Source organism: Rhizobium sp. NFR03, assembly GCF_900111275.1.
Taxonomy (GTDB): Bacteria; Pseudomonadota; Alphaproteobacteria; order Rhizobiales; family Rhizobiaceae; genus Ferranicluibacter.
The window spans coordinates 95,508-116,448 of sequence record NZ_FOGR01000001.1 but is presented as its reverse complement, the minus strand read 5'-3'; the positions used below and the strand labels follow the sequence as shown (position 1 = coordinate 116,448).

General features: G+C 61.5%; 23 protein-coding genes and 1 pseudogene. 5 read left to right on the top strand and 19 right to left on the bottom strand.

From position 1 onward, the window contains the following. Positions 1 to 107 precede the first annotated feature (107 nt). The 4 genes and pseudogenes from rpsD (at position 108) to BSG19_RS00525 (ending at position 3,643) form a co-directional block, all read left to right on the top strand. Positions 108 to 725 (top strand): 30S ribosomal protein S4, encoded by a 618-nt coding sequence (gene rpsD, locus BSG19_RS00540; RefSeq protein WP_092983880.1) that lies wholly within the window; start codon positions 108 to 110, stop codon positions 723 to 725. A gap of 102 nt (positions 726 to 827) precedes the next feature. Next, positions 828 to 1,772 (top strand): glutaminase, encoded by a 945-nt coding sequence (locus BSG19_RS00535; protein WP_092983878.1) that lies wholly within the window; start codon positions 828 to 830, stop codon positions 1,770 to 1,772. Positions 1,773 to 1,982: 210 nt separating this feature from the next. After that, a pseudogene (ttcA, locus tag BSG19_RS00530) lies at positions 1,983 to 2,819 on the top strand (tRNA 2-thiocytidine(32) synthetase TtcA); the annotation flags it as partial. Continuing rightward, positions 2,816 to 3,643, top strand: coding sequence for an inositol monophosphatase family protein (locus BSG19_RS00525; RefSeq protein ID WP_092983874.1), 828 nt, complete (start codon positions 2,816 to 2,818; stop codon positions 3,641 to 3,643). The pseudogene ttcA and the gene BSG19_RS00525, both read left to right, overlap by 4 nt. Before the next feature lie 74 nt (positions 3,644 to 3,717). Here BSG19_RS00525 and BSG19_RS00520 read toward each other — a convergent pair whose 3' ends face one another. The 8 genes from BSG19_RS00520 to BSG19_RS00485 form a co-directional block, all read right to left on the bottom strand. Further along, on the bottom strand, positions 3,718 to 4,995 hold the full coding sequence (locus tag BSG19_RS00520; protein ID WP_092983872.1) for a multidrug effflux MFS transporter: 1,278 nt from the start codon (positions 4,993 to 4,995) through the stop codon (positions 3,718 to 3,720). Positions 4,996 to 5,024: 29 nt separating this feature from the next. Then, positions 5,025 to 6,281 (bottom strand): multidrug effflux MFS transporter, encoded by a 1,257-nt coding sequence (locus BSG19_RS00515; protein WP_092983870.1) that lies wholly within the window; start codon positions 6,279 to 6,281, stop codon positions 5,025 to 5,027. Positions 6,282 to 6,682: 401 nt separating this feature from the next. Next, positions 6,683 to 7,018 carry a Grx4 family monothiol glutaredoxin gene (gene grxD / locus BSG19_RS00510; RefSeq protein WP_092983868.1) on the bottom strand — a complete coding sequence of 112 codons (336 nt, stop codon included), beginning with the start codon at positions 7,016 to 7,018 and terminating at the stop codon, positions 6,683 to 6,685. A 150-nt stretch (positions 7,019 to 7,168) separates the two neighbouring features. Beyond that, positions 7,169 to 7,399: a hypothetical protein gene (locus BSG19_RS00505; RefSeq protein ID WP_092983866.1), complete on the bottom strand. Its 231-nt coding sequence runs from the start codon at positions 7,397 to 7,399 to the stop codon at positions 7,169 to 7,171. Positions 7,400 to 7,403: 4 nt separating this feature from the next. Continuing rightward, positions 7,404 to 7,637, bottom strand: a complete 234-nt coding sequence (locus tag BSG19_RS00500) for a BolA/IbaG family iron-sulfur metabolism protein (protein ID WP_062593005.1) — start codon at positions 7,635 to 7,637, stop codon at positions 7,404 to 7,406. 65 nt (positions 7,638 to 7,702) lie between these two features. Continuing rightward, positions 7,703 to 9,934: a phosphoribosylformylglycinamidine synthase subunit PurL gene (gene purL / locus BSG19_RS00495; protein ID WP_092983864.1), complete on the bottom strand. Its 2,232-nt coding sequence runs from the start codon at positions 9,932 to 9,934 to the stop codon at positions 7,703 to 7,705. Positions 9,935 to 10,038: 104 nt separating this feature from the next. Then, complete coding sequence (locus tag BSG19_RS00490) at positions 10,039 to 10,632, bottom strand: acyloxyacyl hydrolase (protein WP_092983862.1); 594 nt, start codon at positions 10,630 to 10,632, stop codon at positions 10,039 to 10,041. Positions 10,633 to 10,730: 98 nt separating this feature from the next. Next, positions 10,731 to 12,140 (bottom strand): aminotransferase-like domain-containing protein, encoded by a 1,410-nt coding sequence (locus BSG19_RS00485; protein ID WP_092985429.1) that lies wholly within the window; start codon positions 12,138 to 12,140, stop codon positions 10,731 to 10,733. An 80-nt stretch (positions 12,141 to 12,220) separates the two neighbouring features. On the opposite strand from BSG19_RS00485, the gene BSG19_RS00480 reads away from it, so the two are divergent. Further along, the gene (locus BSG19_RS00480; RefSeq protein ID WP_244529046.1) at positions 12,221 to 12,502 is read left to right on the top strand and encodes a DUF1127 domain-containing protein; all 282 of its coding nucleotides are present in this window, start codon (positions 12,221 to 12,223) and stop codon (positions 12,500 to 12,502) included. A gap of 121 nt (positions 12,503 to 12,623) precedes the next feature. Here BSG19_RS00480 and BSG19_RS00475 read toward each other — a convergent pair whose 3' ends face one another. The 11 genes from BSG19_RS00475 to rpe form a co-directional block, all read right to left on the bottom strand. Next, positions 12,624 to 13,013, bottom strand: coding sequence for a hypothetical protein (locus BSG19_RS00475; protein ID WP_092983860.1), 390 nt, complete (start codon positions 13,011 to 13,013; stop codon positions 12,624 to 12,626). Positions 13,014 to 13,093: 80 nt separating this feature from the next. After that, positions 13,094 to 13,765, bottom strand: a complete 672-nt coding sequence (gene purQ, locus BSG19_RS00470) for a phosphoribosylformylglycinamidine synthase subunit PurQ (RefSeq protein WP_092983858.1) — start codon at positions 13,763 to 13,765, stop codon at positions 13,094 to 13,096. Further along, a complete protein-coding gene (locus BSG19_RS00465; RefSeq protein WP_092983856.1) occupies positions 13,762 to 14,019 on the bottom strand; it encodes a hypothetical protein in 258 nt (85 codons plus the stop codon). The genes purQ and BSG19_RS00465 overlap by 4 nt, the downstream gene beginning before the upstream one ends. A gap of 18 nt (positions 14,020 to 14,037) precedes the next feature. After that, positions 14,038 to 14,280 carry a phosphoribosylformylglycinamidine synthase subunit PurS gene (gene purS / locus BSG19_RS00460; RefSeq protein ID WP_092983854.1) on the bottom strand — a complete coding sequence of 81 codons (243 nt, stop codon included), beginning with the start codon at positions 14,278 to 14,280 and terminating at the stop codon, positions 14,038 to 14,040. Positions 14,281 to 14,323: 43 nt separating this feature from the next. Continuing rightward, on the bottom strand, positions 14,324 to 15,088 hold the full coding sequence (purC, locus tag BSG19_RS00455; protein ID WP_092983852.1) for a phosphoribosylaminoimidazolesuccinocarboxamide synthase: 765 nt from the start codon (positions 15,086 to 15,088) through the stop codon (positions 14,324 to 14,326). 187 nt (positions 15,089 to 15,275) lie between these two features. Further along, positions 15,276 to 17,111: a putative bifunctional diguanylate cyclase/phosphodiesterase gene (locus tag BSG19_RS00450; protein ID WP_139274702.1), complete on the bottom strand. Its 1,836-nt coding sequence runs from the start codon at positions 17,109 to 17,111 to the stop codon at positions 15,276 to 15,278. Positions 17,112 to 17,205: 94 nt separating this feature from the next. Next, positions 17,206 to 17,763, bottom strand: a complete 558-nt coding sequence (locus BSG19_RS00445; protein ID WP_092983849.1) for an RBBP9/YdeN family alpha/beta hydrolase — start codon at positions 17,761 to 17,763, stop codon at positions 17,206 to 17,208. Between the two features lie 85 nt (positions 17,764 to 17,848). Then, positions 17,849 to 18,133, bottom strand: a complete 285-nt coding sequence (locus BSG19_RS26300) for a PilZ domain-containing protein (protein WP_348272123.1) — start codon at positions 18,131 to 18,133, stop codon at positions 17,849 to 17,851. A 188-nt stretch (positions 18,134 to 18,321) separates the two neighbouring features. Continuing rightward, complete coding sequence (gene purB, locus BSG19_RS00435; protein WP_092983845.1) at positions 18,322 to 19,623, bottom strand: adenylosuccinate lyase; 1,302 nt, start codon at positions 19,621 to 19,623, stop codon at positions 18,322 to 18,324. Positions 19,624 to 19,684: 61 nt separating this feature from the next. Beyond that, positions 19,685 to 20,260, bottom strand: coding sequence for a hypothetical protein (locus BSG19_RS00430; RefSeq protein ID WP_210185374.1), 576 nt, complete (start codon positions 20,258 to 20,260; stop codon positions 19,685 to 19,687). Further along, positions 20,257 to 20,934 (bottom strand): ribulose-phosphate 3-epimerase, encoded by a 678-nt coding sequence (gene rpe, locus BSG19_RS00425; protein ID WP_092983843.1) that lies wholly within the window; start codon positions 20,932 to 20,934, stop codon positions 20,257 to 20,259. Before rpe ends, BSG19_RS00430 begins: the two co-directional genes overlap by 4 nt. Positions 20,935 to 20,941 lie beyond the last annotated feature (7 nt).

The following is a 20,941-nucleotide window of genomic DNA, read 5'->3' as shown; positions in this document are numbered from 1 at the left end:
GCGTAATGTGAGATGCCTGTCAGAACGGCGCAAGCGGTTCAGAGGAGGGCGTGTTTCCTTCATCCTTCCTGGAAACAGGTGGGTGCAACGTTCTGAAAGGAAATGCGATGAGCAAGCGCGAATCGTCCAAGTACAAAATCGACCGCCGTATGGGCGAGAACATCTGGGGTCGTCCGAAGTCCCCGGTGAACCGCCGCGAATACGGTCCCGGCCAGCACGGCCAGCGTCGTAAGTCCAAGCTTTCGGACTTCGGTGTCCAGCTGCGCGCCAAGCAGAAGCTCAAGGGCTACTACGGCGACATCCGCGAGAAGCAGTTCCGTGCGATCTACGACGAAGCCAACCGCCGCAAGGGTGACACCTCGGAGAACCTGATCGGTCTGCTCGAATCGCGTCTCGACGCGATCGTGTACCGCGCCAAGTTCGTACCGACGCCGTTTGCCGCGCGTCAGTTCGTCAACCATGGTCACGTCACGGTCAACGGCGTTCGCGTCAACATCGGTTCCTATCGCTGCAAGGTCGGCGACGTGATCGAAGTTCGCGAAAAGTCCAAGCAGCTTGTTTCCGTTCTCGAAGCTGTCAGCCTCGCAGAGCGTGACGTGCCCGACTACATCGAAGTCGATCATAACAAGATGGTTGCGACCTTCGCACGCATCCCGTTCCTTGCCGACGTGCCTTACGCCGTCATCATGGAACCGAACCTCGTCGTCGAATTCTATTCGCGATAAGCATTTGCGCAGGCTTCGGCCTTGCACATTCCGGAAAAAGCCGCTCCATTCGGGGCGGCTTTTTTCATGTGAAAGATGCGGTAGCAAACGACGTGAGGACCCATGTCGGATACGGAACATCTCGATCTCCAATCAGTGCTCGACGACATCTACGCGGCCATCGAGCCGCGGCGCGGCGAGGGGAAGGTTGCGGACTACATTCCGCAGCTTGCGCGCATAGATCCCAAGAAATTCGGCATGGCGATCGTCACCGTCGACGGGCAGGTTTTTTCTGTCGGCGATGCCGCTGTGCCGTTTTCGATCCAGAGCATTTCCAAGGTCTTCACCCTGACGCTTGCGCTGGGCAAGCATGGGGAAAGGCTGTGGAAGCGGGTGGGGCGCGAGCCGTCGGGATCGGCGTTCAACTCGATCGTGCAGCTGGAACACGAGGGCGGCAAGCCACGAAACCCCTTCATCAATGCCGGTGCCATCACCATCAGCGATCTCATTCTCGCCGGTCACACGCCGCGCGAGGTGATCGGCGAGATCCTCCGGTTCATGCGAATGCTCGCCGATGACGAGGATATTTCGATCGATCCGCAGGTGGCGAAATCGGAAGCCGCGACCGGGTTCCGCAATGCGGCGCTTGCCAATTTCATGCGGTCCTTCGGCAAGCTCGATCATCCCGTTGAGCATGTGCTCGGCGTCTACTTCCATCACTGCGCCATCGCGATGACCTGCGTGCAGCTTGCCAGGGCCGGCCTCTTCCTCGCCAATAACGGGCAGCAGCCGGGCAGTGGGCATTCCATCGTGTCGCGCCAGAGGGCGCGCCGCATCAACGCGCTGATGCTGACCTGCGGCCATTACGACGGCTCCGGCGACTTCGCCTATCATGTGGGTCTGCCCGGCAAGAGCGGCGTCGGTGGCGGCATTATGGCGGTGGCCCCCGGCAAGGCGGCCGTTGCCGTCTGGTCGCCGGGCCTGAACGAGAACGGCAATTCCCAGTTGGGCTCGGTGGCGCTGGAGATGCTGGCAAACCGAACCGGATGGTCCGTTTTTGGCGCATAGAGTGTGACAAGGGTCGATTTGTCTTGATCTTGACACGTCGGGCGGGCATGGCAGGCCATCCAAACACATCCGCGCGCCTGTCGGCCTCCTGCCGAAAAGCCTCTGCCGGAAAGCCCGTCGATGACACCTGATTCCATGCTCAACAACGAGACTGCCGAGAGCTTGCATCGCGAGGAAGCACCGGCCGATCTGCCGGCCATCTTCCGTGGCATGCCGGACAGCGTCAGCTTCAACAAGCTGCGCAAGCGGCTGCTGCGCAATGTTCGCCAGGCGATTGACGATTTCGGGATGCTGAACGGCCAGAAGCGCTGGCTGATCGGGGTGTCCGGCGGGAAGGACAGCTACGGCCTGCTTGCGCTGCTCATCGACCTGCAATGGCGGGGCCTGCTGCCGGTCGAACTGATTGCCTGCAATCTCGACCAGGGACAGCCGAACTTTCCAAAGCACGTCCTGCCGGAGTACCTGACGTCCATTGGCGTTCGCCATCGCATCGAGTATCGCGATACCTATTCGATCGTGAAGGAGAAGGTGCCCGCGGGCGGCACGTATTGTGCGCTCTGTTCGCGTCTGCGGCGCGGCAACCTGTACCGGATCGCCCGCGAGGAGGGTTGTGACGCTCTCGTCCTCGGCCATCATCGCGAAGATATCCTCGAAACGTTCTTCATGAATTTCTTTCATGGCGGGCGGCTGGCGACGATGCCTGCGAAGCTCGTCAATGACGAGGGCGACCTGACGGTTCTCAGGCCGCTGGCCTATGCCGCGGAAGACGATCTTACGAAGTTTGCCGCAGCCATGCAGTTCCCCATCATCCCCTGCGATCTCTGCGGCTCTCAAGACGGGCTGGAGCGCAATGCGATGAAGGCGATGCTTGCCGACATCGAGACACGCATGCCCGGCCGCAAGGACACGATGCTGCGCGCCCTTGGCCACGCCAACCCGTCACACCTGCTCGACCCCAAGCTTTTCGACTTCCACGCGCTGACGACGCAGGCAGCGAGCAAGCAACCCGAGCCATCCCAACCAAAGACATCGGAGCCCTCTTCATGACCCGCGAGATCGACATTGCCGGACTGGCCAACCTGCTGCAGGAGGCCGCCGCGATCGAAATCATGCCGCGTTTCCGCAATCTCTCCAGCGGGGATGTCAGGATGAAGACGGAGGCGATCGATCTCGTCACCGAGGCCGACGAAGCGGCGGAGCGCCTGATCAAGGCGCGCATCAACGATGTCGTTCCCGGTGCCCTGTTCATCGGCGAAGAATCCGTCGCGGCCGATCCCGCTTTGTTGGACAAGCTTGCAGGTGCCGACCTTGCCGTGATCGTCGATCCGATCGATGGCACGTTCAACTATGCTGCGGGCATGCCGCTGTTCGGCGTCATGGCGAGCGTGGTTTCCGGCGGGGAAACGATCGCCGGGATCATCTACGATCCGATGGGCAATGACTGGGTGATCGCCGAAAAAGGTGCCGGTGCCTGGGCATGCCGTGCGGATGGATCGCAGGACCAGCTCTCGGTGACCCCCGCGCCGACGACACTTGAGGATCTGGTCGGCTGCGCGTCCACCGGCTTCTATCCGCCGGAAGCGCGCCGCACCATCATGGGCAACATGGCAAGCGTGCGAATTGCGACCAGCTACCGTTGCGCGGCGCATGAGTATCGCGCCTTTTCGTCCGGGCACTTCCACTTCCTCATGTACCAGAAGCTGATGCCCTGGGACCATCTGGCGGGTTGCCTGATCGCCGAGGAGGCCGGCGCCTATGTCCGACGGTTCGATGGCTCCCGCTACCAACCGCAGCATCTCGACGGCGGCCTGCTGGTCGCCTCAGACGAAGCGAGCTGGCACCTGCTGCGGGAGCAGGTTTTCACGATCTGAGGACCGGCGACATGGTTTGATAAGAGAAGGGCAGCCACTGGCTGCCCTTTCTGATTCTTGGATAGTGGAACGTATCAGTGGCCGCCCATGCCGGGCTCCATCTCCGGCTCGTCGCCGGGATGGGTAAAGAGCTGGCCGCGTTCGGCCCAGAGCACGGCGAGGATCGTGAAGATGCCGAAGAGCGCGAAGCCGATGAAGAACGGGCGGACCGTGCCGTCGAACATTTGCCCGATCATGCCGCCGAGGATGGCGCCGCCTGTCGTGGAAACGAAGCCAGTCACGGCGGTTGCCGTCCCTGCGATATGACCCATGGGCTCGAGGCAGATGGCGGTGAAATTCGTGGCGATGACGGCGAAGAACATCAGCATGACGCTCAGCATCAGATAGGTGAAGAGGAAGGAGGGTGTGCCGATCAGCGCGACGCCGCTGGCAAGCAGTCCGAGCGCCGTGAAGGCGATCATGCAGGCATGAGAAATGCGGCGCATGCCGAAGCGGCGCACGAAATAACCATTCATGAAGTTTGCCACCGCGATGCCGGAGCCTGTGCCGGCAAAGGCGATGGGCAGCCAGTCCCCAAGCCCGTAGACCGTTCCGAAGATCTGCTGCACGGAGACGATGAAGGTGCAGATGACGGCAGAGAACAGCGTGAGGCCGAGCATGTAGCCGCAGGTGATGCGGTTGGTCAGGACCGTGCGAAAGCCGCCCGAGATGGCCGCGACCGAAAGCGGCAGACGCTCGTGCACCGGCAGGGACTCGCGCATGCGCATGCCGGCCCAGACGAACAGGATGGCGCCGATGACGCCGAGTAGCAAGAAGATCCAATGCCAGTCCGCATAGGTCAGTACGGCCTGGCCGAACGACGGCGCAAGGATCGGCACCAGCATGAAGACGATCATGATGTAGGACATGACCCGCGCCATCTCGCGGCCATCGAAGCAATCGCGCGTTATTGCTGTCGTGGTGATGCGGATGGCGGCGCCGCCGACCCCTTGCGCGAAGCGGAAGGCGAGCAGGGCGGTGAAACTCTCCGTCCAAGCAGCGGCGAAGGTCGTGACCGTGAAGATGGCGAGGCCGAGCAACAGGATCGCACGACGGCCGAAGGCATCGGCGAGGCTGCCGAACACGAGCTGAGCGAAGCCGAAGCCGAAGAAGTACACGGCGATGACCAGCTGCGCATCATTCGGGTTGGGCACGTTGAGCGAGCTGGCGATATGCGGCAGGGCCGGGAGCATGCTGTCAATGGCGATGGCGATGCTCGCCGTCATCAGGGCGATGGTGACGACGAACTCGCGGAAGCCGAGCCCGATGCGTTGCGAGCCTTGTGGCAGAGGAGGCTGGGGAGAAGTGGACATACGGATCTCGATCTATGAGGCGTTAAGGCTCAGCCGGCTGGGTTGTGTTGATCTGACGAGAAAAGGCGCCCGCGCTCTGCCAGCAGGACGAAGAAAAGACCGATAATGGCGACAGAGAGAAAGCCGAAGGCCAGTGGCGTAACCGTACCATCGAAAGCCTGCCCGATCATGGCGCCGATGAGTGCGCCGCCGATGGTTTGCATGAAGCCGATGACGGAGGATGCGGTGCCCGCGACATGGCCGAGCGGCTCCATGGCCATGGCATTGAAGTTCGCGCCGATCAGGCCGAACTGGAACATGGCGCTCCCGTAGAGGATCGCGAAAAGCCAGAACGGCAGGAAGCCGGCAGCGGAGAACAGAGCCCACACGGCGCTGGCCGCCACGAACAGCAGAAGCGCGATGTGGGAGACCCGGTGCATGCCATAGCGGCCGACGAGGCGCGAATTGACAAAGGACGCCACCGCCATGAGGCCGGCGAAACAGGCGAAGACCAAGGGAAAGTAATGACCGAGGCCGAAGACGCCGACCATGACCTGCTGTGCCGAATTGATGAAGCCGAACAGCGCGCCGAAGATGAAGGAGATCGCGAGCGCATAACAAAGCGCCGTACGGTTGCCAAGAACGATGGCAAAGGAGGCGGCGATGCCCTTGATGGTGAACGGGCGACGGCGCTCCGTGCCCAGCGTTTCCGGCAGATAGAGAACGACGAGCACCGTTGCAAAGAAGGCATAGATGGAGATGACGAGGAAGATCATATGCCATTCGGCAAAGAGCATGACCAGCTGACCGATGCTCGGCGCGATGACCGGGACGACCATGAAGACCATCATGACGAGGGACATGACCTCTGCCATCATGCGCCCGCCATAGATATCGCGGACGATGGAGACGCTGATGACGCGGGTGGCGGCAGCGCCGAGACCCTGTACGAAGCGAAGTGCGAGCAGCGCGCCGAAGCTTGGCACGAAGACGATGGCGAAAGCGCAGAGCGCATAGATCACCAGCCCGCCGATCAGCGGCATCTTGCGTCCGAACCGGTCGGAGAGCGGCCCGAAGAAGAGCTGGGCGCTACCCATGCCGATCAGGTAGGAGGTAATCACAAACTGGCGGCTATTCTCGTCAGCAACGCCGAGGCTCTGCCCGATCTCCTGGAGGCCCGGCAGCATCATGTCGATTGACAGGGCGTTGATCGACATCAGCATCGCCATGATGGCGATGAACTGACCCTTCGACAACGGCATGGCGATCGCGGGTTTGTTGACAGCGGGCTCTGTGGTGGACGTCATTCTCAAAAGTCCTTCCATCCCGCCGCTACGCGGCAGGCGGTCCGACGGCTGCATACGGTCGCTCCGCATGTCGGTCGGACGTTCAGCCACAGGTGTCAGCTGATCGCGAGATCACTGGCCTATGGCGTTTTTCAACGAAATCTGCCGGAAGCCGGCAATGATGGGAGGCGTCGCAACTATCCCGGCAGGTTTGTCCGGGGCAGGGCCAACGCGTGATTCGCAAACCGAAGCAACCATATCGCGATGTCCACCGCTTCGGTAGCACAATCGGGCAACAGCCTCGTGACGATATACTGTGCATAATTCGTCATATACGCAGTTATCGGCGATCTCTAGGCAAAGTGCAGAAACGATGACCCCGGCGCACGGCCGGGGATAGATTTTTCAAAGATGAAACCGGATCAGGCCGAGGCTTTGACCTCGACACCCTTTTCCTGAAGGTGCGTCTGAAGTTCGCCGGACTGGAACATCTCGCGGACGATATCGCAGCCGCCGATGAACTCGCCCTTGATGTAGAGCTGGGGAACCGTCGGCCAGTTCGAATAATCCTTGATGCCTTGACGGAGATCCGCATCAACCAGGATGTTGACGCCCTTGTAGTCGACGCCGAGGTAATCGAGGATCTGTACGACCTGTCCGGAGAAGCCGCACTGCGGAAACTGCGGGGTGCCTTTCATGAAGAGCACGATGTCGTTGGTCTTCACTTCGTTGTCGATGAAATCGTGGATGCCGGTCATGCTTGAAATCCTTCTCTGTCCCGCTTCAAGGACGGGTGTCGATCACAGTCACATAGCATGCCGCAACGCAGTTTTCACCCATGCGGCGTGAAAAAACGATGGGACCTCCGCATGAAGCGGAGGACAAGGTATAGCGCCGGAAGAAAGGGCTCAGACGCGTTTCTGCTTGCTGCGCGCAGCAGCGGTGCGCTTGCGGCTGACTTGTTTTTTCGGCGCCACCGCCTTGATGATCGCATCCTTTACCAGTCCGGTGACCACGCCGGTCGGGGTGCGTGCCTGCCGACGCGTCCGCTTCGTGGTGCCGGTGCCGCTCTTCTTCAGGATCTCTTTCAAGACCCCGTCTACGACGCCTGACACCAGCATCCTGAACAGACCGGCCATATGCTTACTCCGGAACCGAGGTCTGGAGGGCGAGGGCGTGGAGCACGCCGCCCATGTTTCCCTGAAGCGCGTTGTAGACCATCTGGTGCTGCTGCACCCGGCTCTTGCCGCGGAAGGCTTCCGCGACGACCTCGGCCGCGTAGTGATCGCCATCGCCCGCAAGATCGCGGATGGTCACCTGAGCACCGGGAATACCGGTCTTGATCATGTCTTCGATGTCGCCCGGTTTCATCGCCATGCGGTGTCCTCCTTGTTCCCGTACCGGTTAACCCCTTCAGCCGGGATCCGGTTCATTCCGTGGTCTTACTCGGTCGCGGGCAATTCGCCGGACATGAAGTCAGGGAACCACGATTCATACGCCTTTTGCAATCTCTCGATCGGAACGGGACGGGCAGAGCCGAGTGTGACGGTTGCGCCGCCCGTCTTGCCGATGACGGGAGCGTAAACGCCGCGGAGTTCGGCGATGTTCTGGATTTCCTCGACGTCGTCCGTCTTGACCGTGACGACGTAGCGAGCCTGATCCTCGCCGAAGAAAACGGGAATGGGGTCGCGGCCTGTGACCGGATCAATCGTTGCCCCGATGTCGGAGGCGATTGCCATCTCCGCAATGGCGAGAGCCAGACCACCGGACGAGCAGTCATGTACGGATGTGACGAGGCGATCGCGAATGAGTTCGCGGACGAAGTCGCCGGACTTGCGTTCCAGTGCGAGGTCGACATGCGGCGGCGGGCCGTCGGTGCGACCGTGGATGTCGCGCATGTAGACCGACTGGGCGAGGTGTGTGCCGAGTTCGGCCGGTGCGCCGATCAGCAGGATCGTCTGTCCTTCCGCCGCAAAGCGGATACGGGCCATCTTCGACCAGTCATCGATGAGCCCGACGCCGGCGATGGTCGGGGTCGGCAGAATCGCCTGGCCATGCGTCTCGTTGTAAAGGGAGACATTGCCCGAGACGATCGGGAAATCGAGCGCGAGGCAGGCCTCGCCGATGCCCTTGATGGCGTGAACCAGCTGGCTCATGATCTCCGGCTTTTCCGGGTTGCCGAAATTCAGGTTGTCGGTGGCGGCCAGCGGCAGAGCGCCGGTCGCGGTCATGTTGCGCCAGCATTCTGCAACGGCCTGCTTGCCGCCTTCGAAGGCATCGGCTTCGACATAACGCGGCGTGACGTCGGAGGAGAAGGCGAGCGCCTTGGTGGCATGTCCCTCGACGCGCACGACGCCGGCATCCCCGCCCGGCAGCTGCAGCGAGTTGCCCTGGATCAGCGTATCGTACTGCTCATAGACCCAGCGGCGCGACGCGTTGTTCGGAGAACCGACGAGTTTCAGCAGCGCGTCCGCAATATCCGCCTGGGGAATGTCGTCCGCCGCGAGGGGAGCCGGTACTTTTGCCGGTGTCCACGGGCGATCATATTCCGGAGCTTCGTCGCCAAGTTCCTTGATCGGCAGGTTGGCGACTTCCTCGCCCTGATGGAGAACGCGGAAGCGAAGGTCATCCGTCGTTTTGCCGACGATGGCGAAATCGAGCCCCCATTTGACGAAGATCGCCTTGGCGACCTCTTCCTTGGAGGGTTCGAGAACCATGAGCATGCGCTCCTGGCTTTCCGACAGCATCATCTCATAGGCCGTCATGCGCTCTTCGCGCACCGGTACCTGATCGAGGATCAGCTCGATGCCGAGGTCGCCCTTGGCGCCCATCTCCACGGCCGAGCAGGTGAGGCCGGCGGCACCCATGTCCTGAATGGCAATGACAGCACCCGTCTTCATCAATTCGAGGCAAGCCTCCAGCAGGCATTTTTCGGTGAAGGGGTCGCCGACCTGCACGGTCGGACGCTTCTCCTCGATCGATTCGTCGAATTCGGCAGACGCCATCGTGGCACCGCCGACGCCGTCGCGGCCGGTCTTCGCGCCGAGATAGACGACCGGAAGGCCGACGCCTTTGGCTTCCGACAGGAAGATCGCATCCGTCTTGGCGAGGCCCGCCGCGAAAGCGTTCACGAGGATGTTGCCGTTGTAGCGGGCGTCGAATTCGACTTCGCCGCCAACCGTGGGAACGCCGAAGGAATTGCCGTAACCGCCGACGCCGGCGACGACGCCGGAAACGAGGTGGCGGGTCTTGGGATGATCCGGCGCGCCAAAGCGCAGCGCGTTCATGGCTGCGATCGGTCTTGCACCCATGGTGAAGACATCGCGCAGGATGCCGCCGACGCCGGTTGCCGCGCCCTGATAGGGCTCGATGAAAGAGGGGTGATTGTGGCTTTCCATCTTGAAGACGACGCAGTCGCCATCATCGATATCCACCACGCCCGCATTTTCGCCCGGGCCTTGAATAACGCGCGGACCCTTGGTCGGCAGCGTCTTCAGCCACTTCTTCGAGGACTTGTACGAGCAGTGCTCGTTCCACATGGCCGAGAAGATGCCGAGTTCGGTAAAGCTCGGCTCACGGCCGATCAGATCCAGGATACGCTGGTATTCATCCGGCTTCAGGCCGTGGGAGGCGATGAGGTCCGGCGTGATCGGGCGGGCATTTGAGATGGCCATGTGCAGGTTCCCTGAGACGTTGGGCGGTTCTTAGCCGAAGCCCGCCCGTCGCGCGACAGGAAAATGCCTTGTGAATGATGCGAAATCGAGGGGGAATCTGTTTTTTAGAACCGATAGCCGACCATCAGGCCGGTTCGCGTGAAGCCGTCGTTCGGACCGTCGCAAAGCTTGGCATGGGATGCATGTTCCACTTGACCGACAAGGCTCCACTTTTCATCGAGGCGATAGCCGACAGCGGCATATTCGTGAAAGAGAAGCCGGCAGCCGAGGCGGGGTCCATCTTTGCGTGGCCCATCGAGATTGCCATCATGCACGAGGCCACCAAAGCCGGCATCGAGAAAGATCTTGGGGCTGACGTCGAAGGTCCAGTTGAGGCCGGCGAACGCCATGTCGGCGCCATCGCCTGTGCCGATCTCCCCGCCGACATGGACGCGTGGTCGCGCCAGCGCATCGCGCCATCCTGTTGCGGTTCCGCGATCGAAGGGATCGAAAAACAGAGTTGCCGAGGGAAAGGCGCCGTCCTCGTGGAGATTGCCATCCGCAACAGACGCAGTCGCGCCAAAGCGCAGTTCATCGAACGTGCGGTCACCGGCGAAAACGGGCGATGCAAGTCCGATCTGCCCGCCGACGAGAAGGAGACAGGCCAGCGCCACGGGGTGACGTCTCGGCTCTCGCTGGGTCTTGCCGGCAGGTATCATTTGAATGTCCACGCTTACGAAGGTCGTGCGCGGACTGAAGCAGGCCTGTCTTGCCGGAGGCTTACCTTCAAACCCTCCAAGCCGGCAATTGCCTTGCTTCAACTGTCGCTGTCATAGCCGGCAAGACCTCCATCCAGAACGTTTCTCAGCAGGTGGAAGCCGCGGCGGACATCCTCCCGGCTGTGATTGGAAAAGGCGATGCGGACCCGGTGGTGGACCTTGTCGGAGCGTCCCGCCCTGAACTCGTCCTCGCCATCGATCATCACGCCGGCCTCAAACGCCGCAGCCTTGAATGTGCCCGACAGCCAGGGCTCGGGCAATTGCAGCCAGAGGAAGGGGATCTGGGGGAGGGAGCGGAAATCGTGACCACTGAGGATCTCGCGGGCGAACGCTTCCCGGGCTTCCAGTTCCGCAATGACGCGGCTGCGGATCGATTTCGCCTGCCCTGATAGTACCAGCCTTGCCGCGCATTCCGCCAGCAGGAAGGCGGTGCCTCCGGTCAGCATCTTGTGAGCGATCCTCACGCGGGCAGCAAAGTGAGGCGGGCAGGAGACCCAGCCACCGCGAACGCCGGGTGCGACGGACTTCGACAGGCCGGACACGACGAAGGTCCGCTCCGGTGCAAGGGCTGCGAGCATGGGCTGGGTATCGTTCGTCAGAACGCCGTAGATGTCGTCCTCTATCATGAGAATATTGTGCCTGCGCGCGATGGCGGCAATCGCCTGACGTCGGGTGCGGTCCATGGCGGCCAGAGTAGGGTTTTGCAGTGTCGGCATCAGAAAGACGACGGATGGATGCTGTTGCTGGCAGATGCGCTCGAAATCCTCAGGGACAAGGCCCTGCTCATCGGTTTCACCGGCAAGAATGCGCCGCCCCATAAGGCTCAACGCGCGGGCAACCTGACTGTATGTCATGTTCTCGAAAAGGATGCGGTCTCCCGGTGCCGTGACCGCAGTAACGACGGAGACGATGGCGGCGTGGGCGCCCTGCGTGACGACGATGCCTTCGGCACCCGGCACCCAGCCGGCGCGCGCCATCCAAGCGGCGCCTGCCTCCTGCCAATGGACCGGTCCCGCGCGTGTGTAATCGGCAACTTCCGTCGGATGATCCGCTACGATCTGCGTGAGGGTCTCCTGGATCACGGCCGCTTGCCCGACATGCGACGCTCCCGTCGCATCGAAACGCAGCTTGCCTGTCGGCGCCTCGAACGGACGCGTGCCGCCCAGCGATTTCATGGATTCGGAAGCCGTGTCCGTGCCGGCCTTTCGCTCGCGGACATATGTGCCGCGCCCGACTTCACCGGCCACAAGCCCGCGTTCGTGCACGAGCGCATAAGCGCGGCTGACGGTGCCCAAGGTCACGCCGATATCAAAAGCGAGATTTCGCTGCGCCGGCAGCCTATCGCCGGGCGGCAGAGCACCGCTGTCGATCGCCGCCTCGATGGCCTGCGCGAGCTTGAGATAGAGCGGTCCGTCGCCGGCCGAGAGGTCAGGAAGCCAATTTGTCATGGTAACAATAATGACATTGCCCAATTGTATTTGTCAATTGTACGGATTGTCTACGCGCTGGATTGTCTAACGTAGGAGCAATGGAAATGTCTGTCAGTCGGTACAGTGATACAATTGGAACAATCTATCCGGATGGATTCGAGCGCGAGCGTTTGTTCCGGTCGAGTGGCGACATGCTTTCGCTGCCGGTGCCGAACAGGCTCGGCTTCTTCGGTCGAATGAGGGAAAGGCTCGCCGATTGGCGTATGAAGCGCGCGGGACGGCTCGTGCTCAGGGATCTGACGGATGATCAGTTGAACGACATCGGTCTGACGCGGTGGGAGGTTCGTCTTGAGCTCAGCAAGTCTACCTTCATCGAGTAGGTGCCGCACTCCCGTGTCCGGTCAGACAACAGGCGAATGGATGCTCATCGGCGGGCACGCGCAGCGTCCTCGACGCGGAGCGTGACAATGCGAACGCGGCAGTGAGACGGAGGGGTGGGGATCAGCAGCCTTTTTCGCCTGCCATCCAGCGCTTGATGTCGCCTGTCATGCGTGTGCCGACCGGCTCGCTGAACAGCGGGCCGAAGGCATCGACCTTGGCCGGGTGGCCTTCCGCCTGGATGACGGCAAGCGGACGGGCTTCGGGATTGTTGCGCTTGACGAGCAGGATGCGCGGGCGGCCGGAGAAGGAGTTGAGTTCCGGCGCCAGACGATAGGACTTGAAGGCTGCATCGCCCGACTTGAACCAGCACGCATTGGCGCTGAGCGCGATACGTTCCATCGTCGGCAGTGCCGCGACATTACGGACGGGCGCTGGCTCCGGTGCCGACTGGCAGCCGGTCAGGAGAGCCGCGATGGCGGCAGCGATGGAGGACAGGCAGGCAGGATTCATCGCTGGATCTCGATATGGGGCCGGATCTCGGTCTGGGCCGATAAGCCGGACGCTGTGTCGGAAAGAATCGCGGCCGGTAATCAGGCCGCGATGACGTCGAGCGCGGAGGCGAAGAGAGCGCGACCGTCAGAGCCGCCATGAGCGGCTTCGATCAGATTTTCCGGATGCGGCATCATGCCGAGAACATTGCCGCGAGCGTTGGTCACGGCAGCAATGTCGTTCATCGAGCCGTTGGGGTTCGTGCCGCCGGCGTAGCGGAAGACGACCTGGCTATTGCCCTCGATCTCCTTCAACGTTTCGGCATCGGCAAAGTAGTTGCCGTCGTGATGGGCGACCGGGCAGCGGATGATCTGCCCTTCCGCGTAAGCGCGGGTGAAGTCCGTCGAAGCGTTGACGACCTCGAGCTTGATCTCCTTGCAGACGAACTTCAGCGAGGCGTTGCGCATGAGCGCGCCCGGCAGCAGACCGGCTTCGACCAGAATCTGGAAACCGTTGCAGACGCCGAGCACGCGGACGCCCTGTTCAGCCTTGGCCTTGATCGCCTGCATGACGGGCATGCGGGCGGCAATGGCGCCGCAGCGAAGGTAATCGCCATAGGAAAAACCGCCGGGGATGACGATCAGATCGACATCCGGGATTTCGGTTTCCGTCTGCCAGATGGTGACCGGCGGCTTGCCGGAGATCATGGTGAGGGCGGTGATCATGTCACGGTCACGGTTGAGACCGGGGAGCTGAACGACGGCGGACTTCATGGGTGCGGATCGAACCTTGCCTGTGCCTCGGCAAGCTCACGCAGCTCGAGGCGGTTTTCAATGCGATCGAGACGGGTCTCGTGGCGTCCAAGGACGCCGTAGATGTTGTGAATGTCCTGCTGAACCGAAACGAGCGTGCCACGCATGCTCTGCATCTCGCTCTTCAACTCCGTCACGGAATTTCTGATGTGCGATATGTCGCCATTCATCCGTTTCAGGAGCTCATACATCAGTTCGTTTGTGACGTTCGTCATGCCACCCTCCCACAACCTTCAGTCGAGAGAGATAGTATAGTTCTCGATCACGGTGTTTGCCAACAGCTTATCGCACATGGCTTTTACATCGGATTCGGCTTTCGCGCGGTCGTCGGTGTCGACCGTGAGGTCGAATACCTTGCCCTGGCGAACCTGGCCGATGCCTTGGAAGCCGAGGGCGCCGAGAGCGCCTTCGATTGCCTTGCCCTGCGGGTCGAGAACGCCGTTCTTCAGCGTTACGGTTACGCGTGCGGTGATCACTTTTCGTTTTCCTCGAAACTCGATGCCGGCAGATTCTGGCAGCTTACTTGACCAGAACCGGACCGGTGCCGCGTGGCGGCTCGTTCTCATTCATGATGCCGAGACGGCGGGCGACTTCCTGATAGGCCTCGACCAGACCGCCCATGTCGCGGCGGAAACGGTCCTTGTCCATCTTTTCCTTGGTCTCGACGTCCCAGAGACGGCAGCTGTCCGGCGAGATTTCGTCGGCCAGGATGATCCGCATCATGTCGCCCTCGAACAGTCGTCCGCACTCGATCTTGAAATCGACCAGCTGGATACCGACGCCGAGGAACAGGCCGGTCAGGAAGTCGTTGACGCGAATGGCGAGCGCCATGACATCGTCCAGCTCCTGCGGGCTTGCCCAGCCAAAGGCGGTGATGTGTTCTTCGGAGACCATAGGGTCATCCAGCGCATCCGCCTTGTAATAGAACTCAATGATCGAGCGCGGCAGGACCGTGCCTTCCTCGATGCCGAGGCGCTTGGAGAGCGAGCCGGCCGCAACATTGCGCACGACGATCTCGAGCGGGATGATCTCGACTTCCTTGATCAACTGCTCGCGCATGTTCAGGCGGCGGATGAAGTGGGTCGGGATGCCGATGCGATTCAGGTGCGTGAAGATGTACTCGGAAATCCGGTTGTTCAGCACACCCTTGCCGTCGATGACGTCATGCTTCTTCTTGTTGAAAGCCGTTGCATCGTCCTTGAAGAACTGGATCAGCGTGCCTGGCTCCGGGCCCTCATAAAGGATCTTGGCCTTGCCTTCATAGATTCGGCGGCGACGGTTCATAGACTCTGTCTCTTATTGTTGCAGGCGCTGGGAGATGCGCCTTCTCGTGGGTACAGTGGGGGCATGTTTTTCTCCCGGGTCCATAGCGGAAAAGAAAACATTTCACAATCGGCGTCTCATCTCTCCCATGGAAACGCAAGGATCGACGTTGTTTTGCGAGGCGCTCGGCGCCTCTCCGCGCAGCGTGTCATTCCGCGGCAGGGGGCGAACTTTCCGTCCGGAGAGCGGCATCAGCGACCGCTACCGCGCGTGTCTGCAAAAAGACGGCCAGATTCTGTGCGCTCATCGGGCGGGCGAGGGCGTAACCTTGCAGGACATCGCATCCCATCGTCCGGAGCAGGTCGATCTGCGCCTGCGTCTCGACACCTTCCGCGACGATTTCGATATCGAGCGCGTGACCCATCTCGATAATGGCGGCGATCAGGCGGCGATGACGTTCGCCGCGCGTCAGCGGAGCAATCAGCGCGCGATCTATCTTCAGCCGCTTGGGGTGTAGGGTGGTCAAGCCGAGAACGGAGGCGTGTCCTGTGCCGAAGTCGTCGATCTCGATAGCGATACCGGCTTTCCGGATCCGATCGATGGCCCTGGACATCTCGCCGTCAAGGGCGTCGAGAAAAATCGATTCGAGCATTTCGAAAACGAAAGTCCCCTTGGGAAGGTTCTTCGTGGGGAAGGGAGCCAGCAGCTGGGGATCAAGCAGGCGGCGGGCGGAGACGTTCATCGACATACGGGGTACCTGAAGTCCTTCGCCTCTCCATCTTAAAAAGTCAGCGGAAGCTTTCTCTGCCAGCAAGCGGTCTATGCGCCACATCACATCGATGTCTTCTGCAATCTTCAGAAATCGATCCGGCGCGAGGATTCCGTGCTCAGGGTGTTGCCATCGCGCGAGTGTCTCGACACCGCAGACTTCAAGCGTTTTCGCATCGAACTGCAACTGGTAAAACGGAATGAAAGCGTCGTTCTCGAGACCTCTGAGAATATCGTCGGCCGTCTGCTTGATGGCGCGGTTGCGATTTTCGAGCTCCGCGGTGAAGACCATCGCGCGGCTGCCCTTCTGCGCCTTTGCATATGACAGCGCTATTGCCGCATTGATCAGCGCCTGGCGTCCGTCCACGGCATCGCTGGTGTGGGCTAGCCCGATGCTGACCCCGCAGCGGCAGAGGTGACCTTCGCAGGGAATCGGTTCTTCGAGAACGCGGATGATGTCCTCAGCTATAACGGCTGCGTTCCCGGAACGCTTGCCGACGCTCAGCATGAGCGCGAATTCGTCACCTCCGATACGCGCAAGCCATTCGTCCTGATGACGCAGGCCCTCCAGCAGACCAGCAACGTAGATGATGGCTGCGTCGCCGGCCCTGTGGCCGAGCGTATCGTTGATCTCCTTGAAGCGGTTCAGATCGATATGCAGGATCGCGCGGGAGGGGCAGGTATCGTCCGGCAGCGTGGGGAGGCTGTCCAGCCAGTGGAGGAGAGCGTGCCGGTTGGCAAGCCCCGTCAACTGGTCGTGCAGCGCGCGTCGTTCGATCTCGCGCCAGGCGCCCTCCAGAGCCTTGTACCGCGTCTCGGAGAGCGCGCGAGCCTGTTCCAGGCTCTGCTGCAACATGATGTCTTCCGTCACGTCCCAGTTGGCGCCGAGGAGGCGCTTATGGCCGTTATCATCTTGAAATGTCACCGAGCGGGAACGGATGTAGCGGACTTCGCCATCGGGCCTAATGATCCGGAACGCATTGAAGAACGGCTCGCCTGAGGCTATCCCCGCGTTGATGGTCGCCCAGGTTTGTTCTCGGTCGTCGGGATGGAGCGTTTTCTCCAGCAGATCTCCAGCGTCTTCATCCGGCAGGGCGTCGTAGCCGAAGATCTGCATCAGAACGGCATCGCGCGTTACGTGGCCGGTCTCCAGATCCGCATCGAACACACCGATTTTCGAGACATCGAGCGCAAGCCTCAGTCGCCGAGCCATGTCATCCGGAGAAACCGTGTCGAGGGGAGCGCCGTCGCTCTGGCTGCTTGGTTCGCTCGTCACATTCACGTCCGCCCAGCCGAGGAGTATCGCCCGAGACAGGTTCGTCTTCAGGCACCTTTCCAAGCGTCAGAATTCATCCAGATATAGGGGTAAGTCAAGGCTTTAGACGGCTGAGAAACTGCGCGAAGACCATCGTGCCCTCTGGCCACGGCCCGTGGCCGGACTCTGCGTTCAAATGACCCGACTCGCCTGCATCCACGAGGATGGAGCCCCAAGCATTGGCGATATCGCCGGCATGCTCGTAGGAGCCGAAGTGATCGTTGCGGCTGGCAACGATCATGGATGGAAACGGGAGCGGCTCGCGGGGATAGGGTCCGAACGTCATCAGATGCTTCGGGCGGATCTTCGGGTTCTCGACATCCGGCGGGGCGACGAAGAAAGCACCTGCGATCTTGTGCTGGTTTTCCTTCGAAATGGCGTGAACGGCAGTGGCGACACCAAGGGAATGCGCAATGATGACCACTGGCTTGGTTGCAGCCTCGATCTCCTCGTTCATCCGGGCGACCCAGTCCTCACGCACGGGCTTGACCCACTCCGCCTGCTCGACGCGACGGGCCGACGCGAGTTTGCTCTCCCAGCGGGTCTGCCAGTGATCCGGTCCGGAGTTGGTGTATCCGGGGACGATGAGGATGTCTGCTTCCGAGGCTTTCATGATGTCGCGATGTGAGGCGACAAGCCTCCCTTGTCAAGACCTGCAAGCATTGGGCATCGCTTTCGCGGCATGCGGAGAGCTCAGCCTATCGAAAAAACTTGTAGAAGGAGGCGATCTTGGCGCTGGTGTTCGATGACGTCATGAGGCGGACGCCGATCTTATCGCCGCGTGCCCACTGCACCATGCCGTTCAAACGTCCGAGTTCCTCGGTTTCGATGATGACCGCCTGTCCCTGCGTTGCCTGGATGTCGTAGCTCAGCTGAAGACTCATGCCCGCATCCGAAAGATCCACGACCTTTCCCGCGCTCGTCTTGTCGCGGCATGTAACGCGACCCGCCAGCTTCACACGGGACCGTACACCTCGTTCCATATCCATTTGTGCCGGCATGTCGATGATGCTCCCGTTATCTGCGCGTTAGCTGCAGTCTACAAATATCGGGAAGCCTTCACGAAATCCTTTCGCGGAACGGTCGCATTCTATCGAACGCGACCGTTCCCGGTAATTTTGGCCCGGTCATTTTGGCCCGGTAATTTTGGCACGGATCGACGTCGGGCCGATCAGCCGAAGACGCGGCGGAAAATCGTATCGACGTGTTTGGTGTGATAACCAAGATCGAACTTTTCGCGGATGTCGGCTTCAGGCAGGTAACCGCGGACTTCTTCGTCGGCGAGAAGCTCTTCCAGAAAGTCCTTGCCCTGCTCCCACACCCGCATCGCGTTGCGCTGGACGAGGCGATAGGCGTCTTCACGCGATGCGCCAGCCTGGGTCAAGGCGAGAAGAACGCGCTGCGAATGGACGAGACCCCGGAACTTGTTGAGGTTGCCCATCATGTTGTCGGGATAGATCAGCAGCTTGTCGATGACGTTGGTGAGGCGGGCGAGAGCGAAATCGAGCGTCACTGTCGCGTCCGGGCCGATCATGCGCTCAACGGAGGAGTGCGAGATGTCGCGCTCGTGCCAGAGGGCCACATTTTCCATGGCCGGGATGGAGAAGGCACGCACCATGCGGGCGAGACCCGTCAGGTTTTCCGTCAGCACCGGATTGCGCTTGTGGGGCATGGCCGACGAGCCCTTCTGGCCCGGCGAGAAATACTCTTCGGCTTCCAGAACTTCCGTGCGCTGCAAATGGCGGATTTCCGTCGCCACGCGCTCAACGGAGGACGCGATGACGCCGAGGATGGAGAAGTACATGGCGTGGCGGTCGCGCGGAATGACCTGCGTGGAGACCGGCTCCGGCTTCAGGCCGAGGGCGGCGGCCACATGCTCCTCGACGCGCGGATCGATATTGGCGAAGGTCCCGACGGCGCCCGAAATGGCGCAGGTTGCGATTTCCTCGCGAGCGGCGACGAGACGGGCGCGGCAGCGCTCGAATTCGGCATAGGCCAGCGCCAGCTTGACGCCAAAGGTCGTAGGCTCGGCATGGATGCCATGCGAGCGGCCGATGGTGACGGTGTCCTTGTGCTCGAATGCGCGACGCTTCAGAGCCTCCAGCAGGCGGTCCATGTCGGCCAGAAGCAGGTCCGTCGCCTTGACGAGCTGAACGCTGAAGCAGGTATCGAGCACGTCCGACGACGTCATGCCCTGGTGGACGAAACGGGCGTCCGGGCCGACGATTTCAGCGAGGTGTGTGAGAAAGGCGATGACGTCGTGCTTGGTCACGGCCTCGATTTCGTCGATCCGGTCGACGTCGAAGGTGGCAGCTCCGCCTTTTTCCCAGATCGTGCGCGCGGCCTCCTTGGGGATGACCCCGAGTTCGGCGAGCGCGTCGCAGGCATGCGCCTCGATTTCGAACCAGATGCGAAACTTGGATTCGGGCGACCAGATGGCGACCATTTCCGGCCGGGAATAGCGGGGGATCATCGGATGTCAGCTTTCTCTCGGATATCGTTGGCCGAGCCTCTATCAAAGATGACCGGCAAGCTCAACGCCGAACGGCGCTTCCGCGCTCATCCCCGCCCTTTCGCGTCAGCCAGAGGCTCATGCCGAGCAACGCAGGGAGGCCCACCGGCATGTAGAGCCTGACACCCATGACGATGAACTGGTAGACGGCGCCCGCACTCGTGAAGGCGAACTGGTAGAACCAGATGCGCGTGGCAAAGGGCGCATGCCAGCGGGCAAAGAACAGCCGGTACTGCATGGCAAAAAGAAACGCGGTCACGGCGATCGTCAGAAGCGTCAGGCAGAGAAAGGTGCAGGCAAAGCGTGTTTCGGCGCGCCGCCCCAGCGCAAGAGCCCTCGAAAGGAAAACGCTGATGGGAAAGGCGAGCACGCCGCCGAGAAGGTAAAGGACGAGCACCTGCGCGGTTTGGCCGGTTCCGGCGCGCCCGTGGTAGAACAGGGAGGCGAGGGCGCAGAGCGACATCAGCACCCCCCAGACCGGCGCAAGAAGCAGGTGGTGTCTTGCACCCTGCCAGCCGGTCCGCAACCGGGCCGGGACCGCCATGCCCAGGCGCCGGCCAGCCGTCGGCAGCCGCATCGGGCCGCCGTTGGTGCTCATCCGCGACCGCCCTCCGCGCGTGCGCGGAGCTTTTCGATGGAGGTGCGATAGGCCTCCGGCGAGCCACCGCCATAGATCGCGGAGCCGGCGACGAAGACGTTTGCGCCAGCGGCTGCCGCTGTGCCGATCGTGGCCTCCGTGATGCCGCCATCGACCTGGATGTCGATCGGACGGTCGCCGATCATGCTGCGAACCCGGCGGATCTTGTCGAGCGTCGGCTCCACGAATTTCTGCCCGCCAAAGCCAGGATTGACGGTCATGACAAGAACGAGATCCACGGTGTCGAGCAGGTATTCGACGGTCGCTTCCGGCGTTGCCGGATTGATGGCGACGCCGGCCTTCTTGCCGAGGCCGCGGATCGTCTGGAGCGAGCGGTGCAGGTGCGGTCCGGCTTCGGCATGCACGGTGATGCTGTCGCATCCGGCCTTGGCAAAGGCCTCCAGGTAGGGGTCGGCAGGAGAAATCATCAGGTGGCAGTCGAAGGGCGCGTCCGTCACGGGACGCAGAGCTTTAACGACATCCGGCCCGAACGTGATGTTGGGGACGAAATGGCCGTCCATCACATCGAGGTGGACCCAATCTGCGCCGGCTGCCACGACGTCGCGCACCTCTTCGCCGAGCCGCGAGAAATCGGAGGCAAGAATGGACGGGGCGATACGAATGGGAAGCGGCATGCTCAAA

Coding starts and splice junctions, on each gene's coding strand:
- rpsD (WP_092983880.1), top strand. CDS start 108: ATGAGCAAGCGCGAATCGTCCAAGTACAAAATCGACCGCCGTATGGGC.
- BSG19_RS00535 (WP_092983878.1), top strand. CDS start 828: ATGTCGGATACGGAACATCTCGATCTCCAATCAGTGCTCGACGACATC.
- BSG19_RS00525 (WP_092983874.1), top strand. CDS start 2,816: ATGACCCGCGAGATCGACATTGCCGGACTGGCCAACCTGCTGCAGGAG.
- BSG19_RS00520 (WP_092983872.1), bottom strand. CDS start 4,995: ATGTCCACTTCTCCCCAGCCTCCTCTGCCACAAGGCTCGCAACGCATC.
- BSG19_RS00515 (WP_092983870.1), bottom strand. CDS start 6,281: ATGACGTCCACCACAGAGCCCGCTGTCAACAAACCCGCGATCGCCATG.
- grxD (WP_092983868.1), bottom strand. CDS start 7,018: ATGACCGGCATCCACGATTTCATCGACAACGAAGTGAAGACCAACGAC.
- BSG19_RS00505 (WP_092983866.1), bottom strand. CDS start 7,399: ATGGCCGGTCTGTTCAGGATGCTGGTGTCAGGCGTCGTAGACGGGGTC.
- BSG19_RS00500 (WP_062593005.1), bottom strand. CDS start 7,637: ATGGCGATGAAACCGGGCGACATCGAAGACATGATCAAGACCGGTATT.
- purL (WP_092983864.1), bottom strand. CDS start 9,934: ATGGCCATCTCAAATGCCCGCCCGATCACGCCGGACCTCATCGCCTCC.
- BSG19_RS00490 (WP_092983862.1), bottom strand. CDS start 10,632: ATGATACCTGCCGGCAAGACCCAGCGAGAGCCGAGACGTCACCCCGTG.
- BSG19_RS00485 (WP_092985429.1), bottom strand. CDS start 12,140: ATGACAAATTGGCTTCCTGACCTCTCGGCCGGCGACGGACCGCTCTAT.
- BSG19_RS00480 (WP_244529046.1), top strand. CDS start 12,221: ATGGAAATGTCTGTCAGTCGGTACAGTGATACAATTGGAACAATCTAT.
- BSG19_RS00475 (WP_092983860.1), bottom strand. CDS start 13,013: ATGAATCCTGCCTGCCTGTCCTCCATCGCTGCCGCCATCGCGGCTCTC.
- purQ (WP_092983858.1), bottom strand. CDS start 13,765: ATGAAGTCCGCCGTCGTTCAGCTCCCCGGTCTCAACCGTGACCGTGAC.
- BSG19_RS00465 (WP_092983856.1), bottom strand. CDS start 14,019: ATGACGAACGTCACAAACGAACTGATGTATGAGCTCCTGAAACGGATG.
- purC (WP_092983852.1), bottom strand. CDS start 15,088: ATGAACCGTCGCCGCCGAATCTATGAAGGCAAGGCCAAGATCCTTTAT.
- BSG19_RS00445 (WP_092983849.1), bottom strand. CDS start 17,763: ATGAAAGCCTCGGAAGCAGACATCCTCATCGTCCCCGGATACACCAAC.
- BSG19_RS26300 (WP_348272123.1), bottom strand. CDS start 18,133: ATGGAACGAGGTGTACGGTCCCGTGTGAAGCTGGCGGGTCGCGTTACA.
- purB (WP_092983845.1), bottom strand. CDS start 19,623: ATGATCCCCCGCTATTCCCGGCCGGAAATGGTCGCCATCTGGTCGCCC.
- BSG19_RS00430 (WP_210185374.1), bottom strand. CDS start 20,260: ATGAGCACCAACGGCGGCCCGATGCGGCTGCCGACGGCTGGCCGGCGC.
- rpe (WP_092983843.1), bottom strand. CDS start 20,934: ATGCCGCTTCCCATTCGTATCGCCCCGTCCATTCTTGCCTCCGATTTC.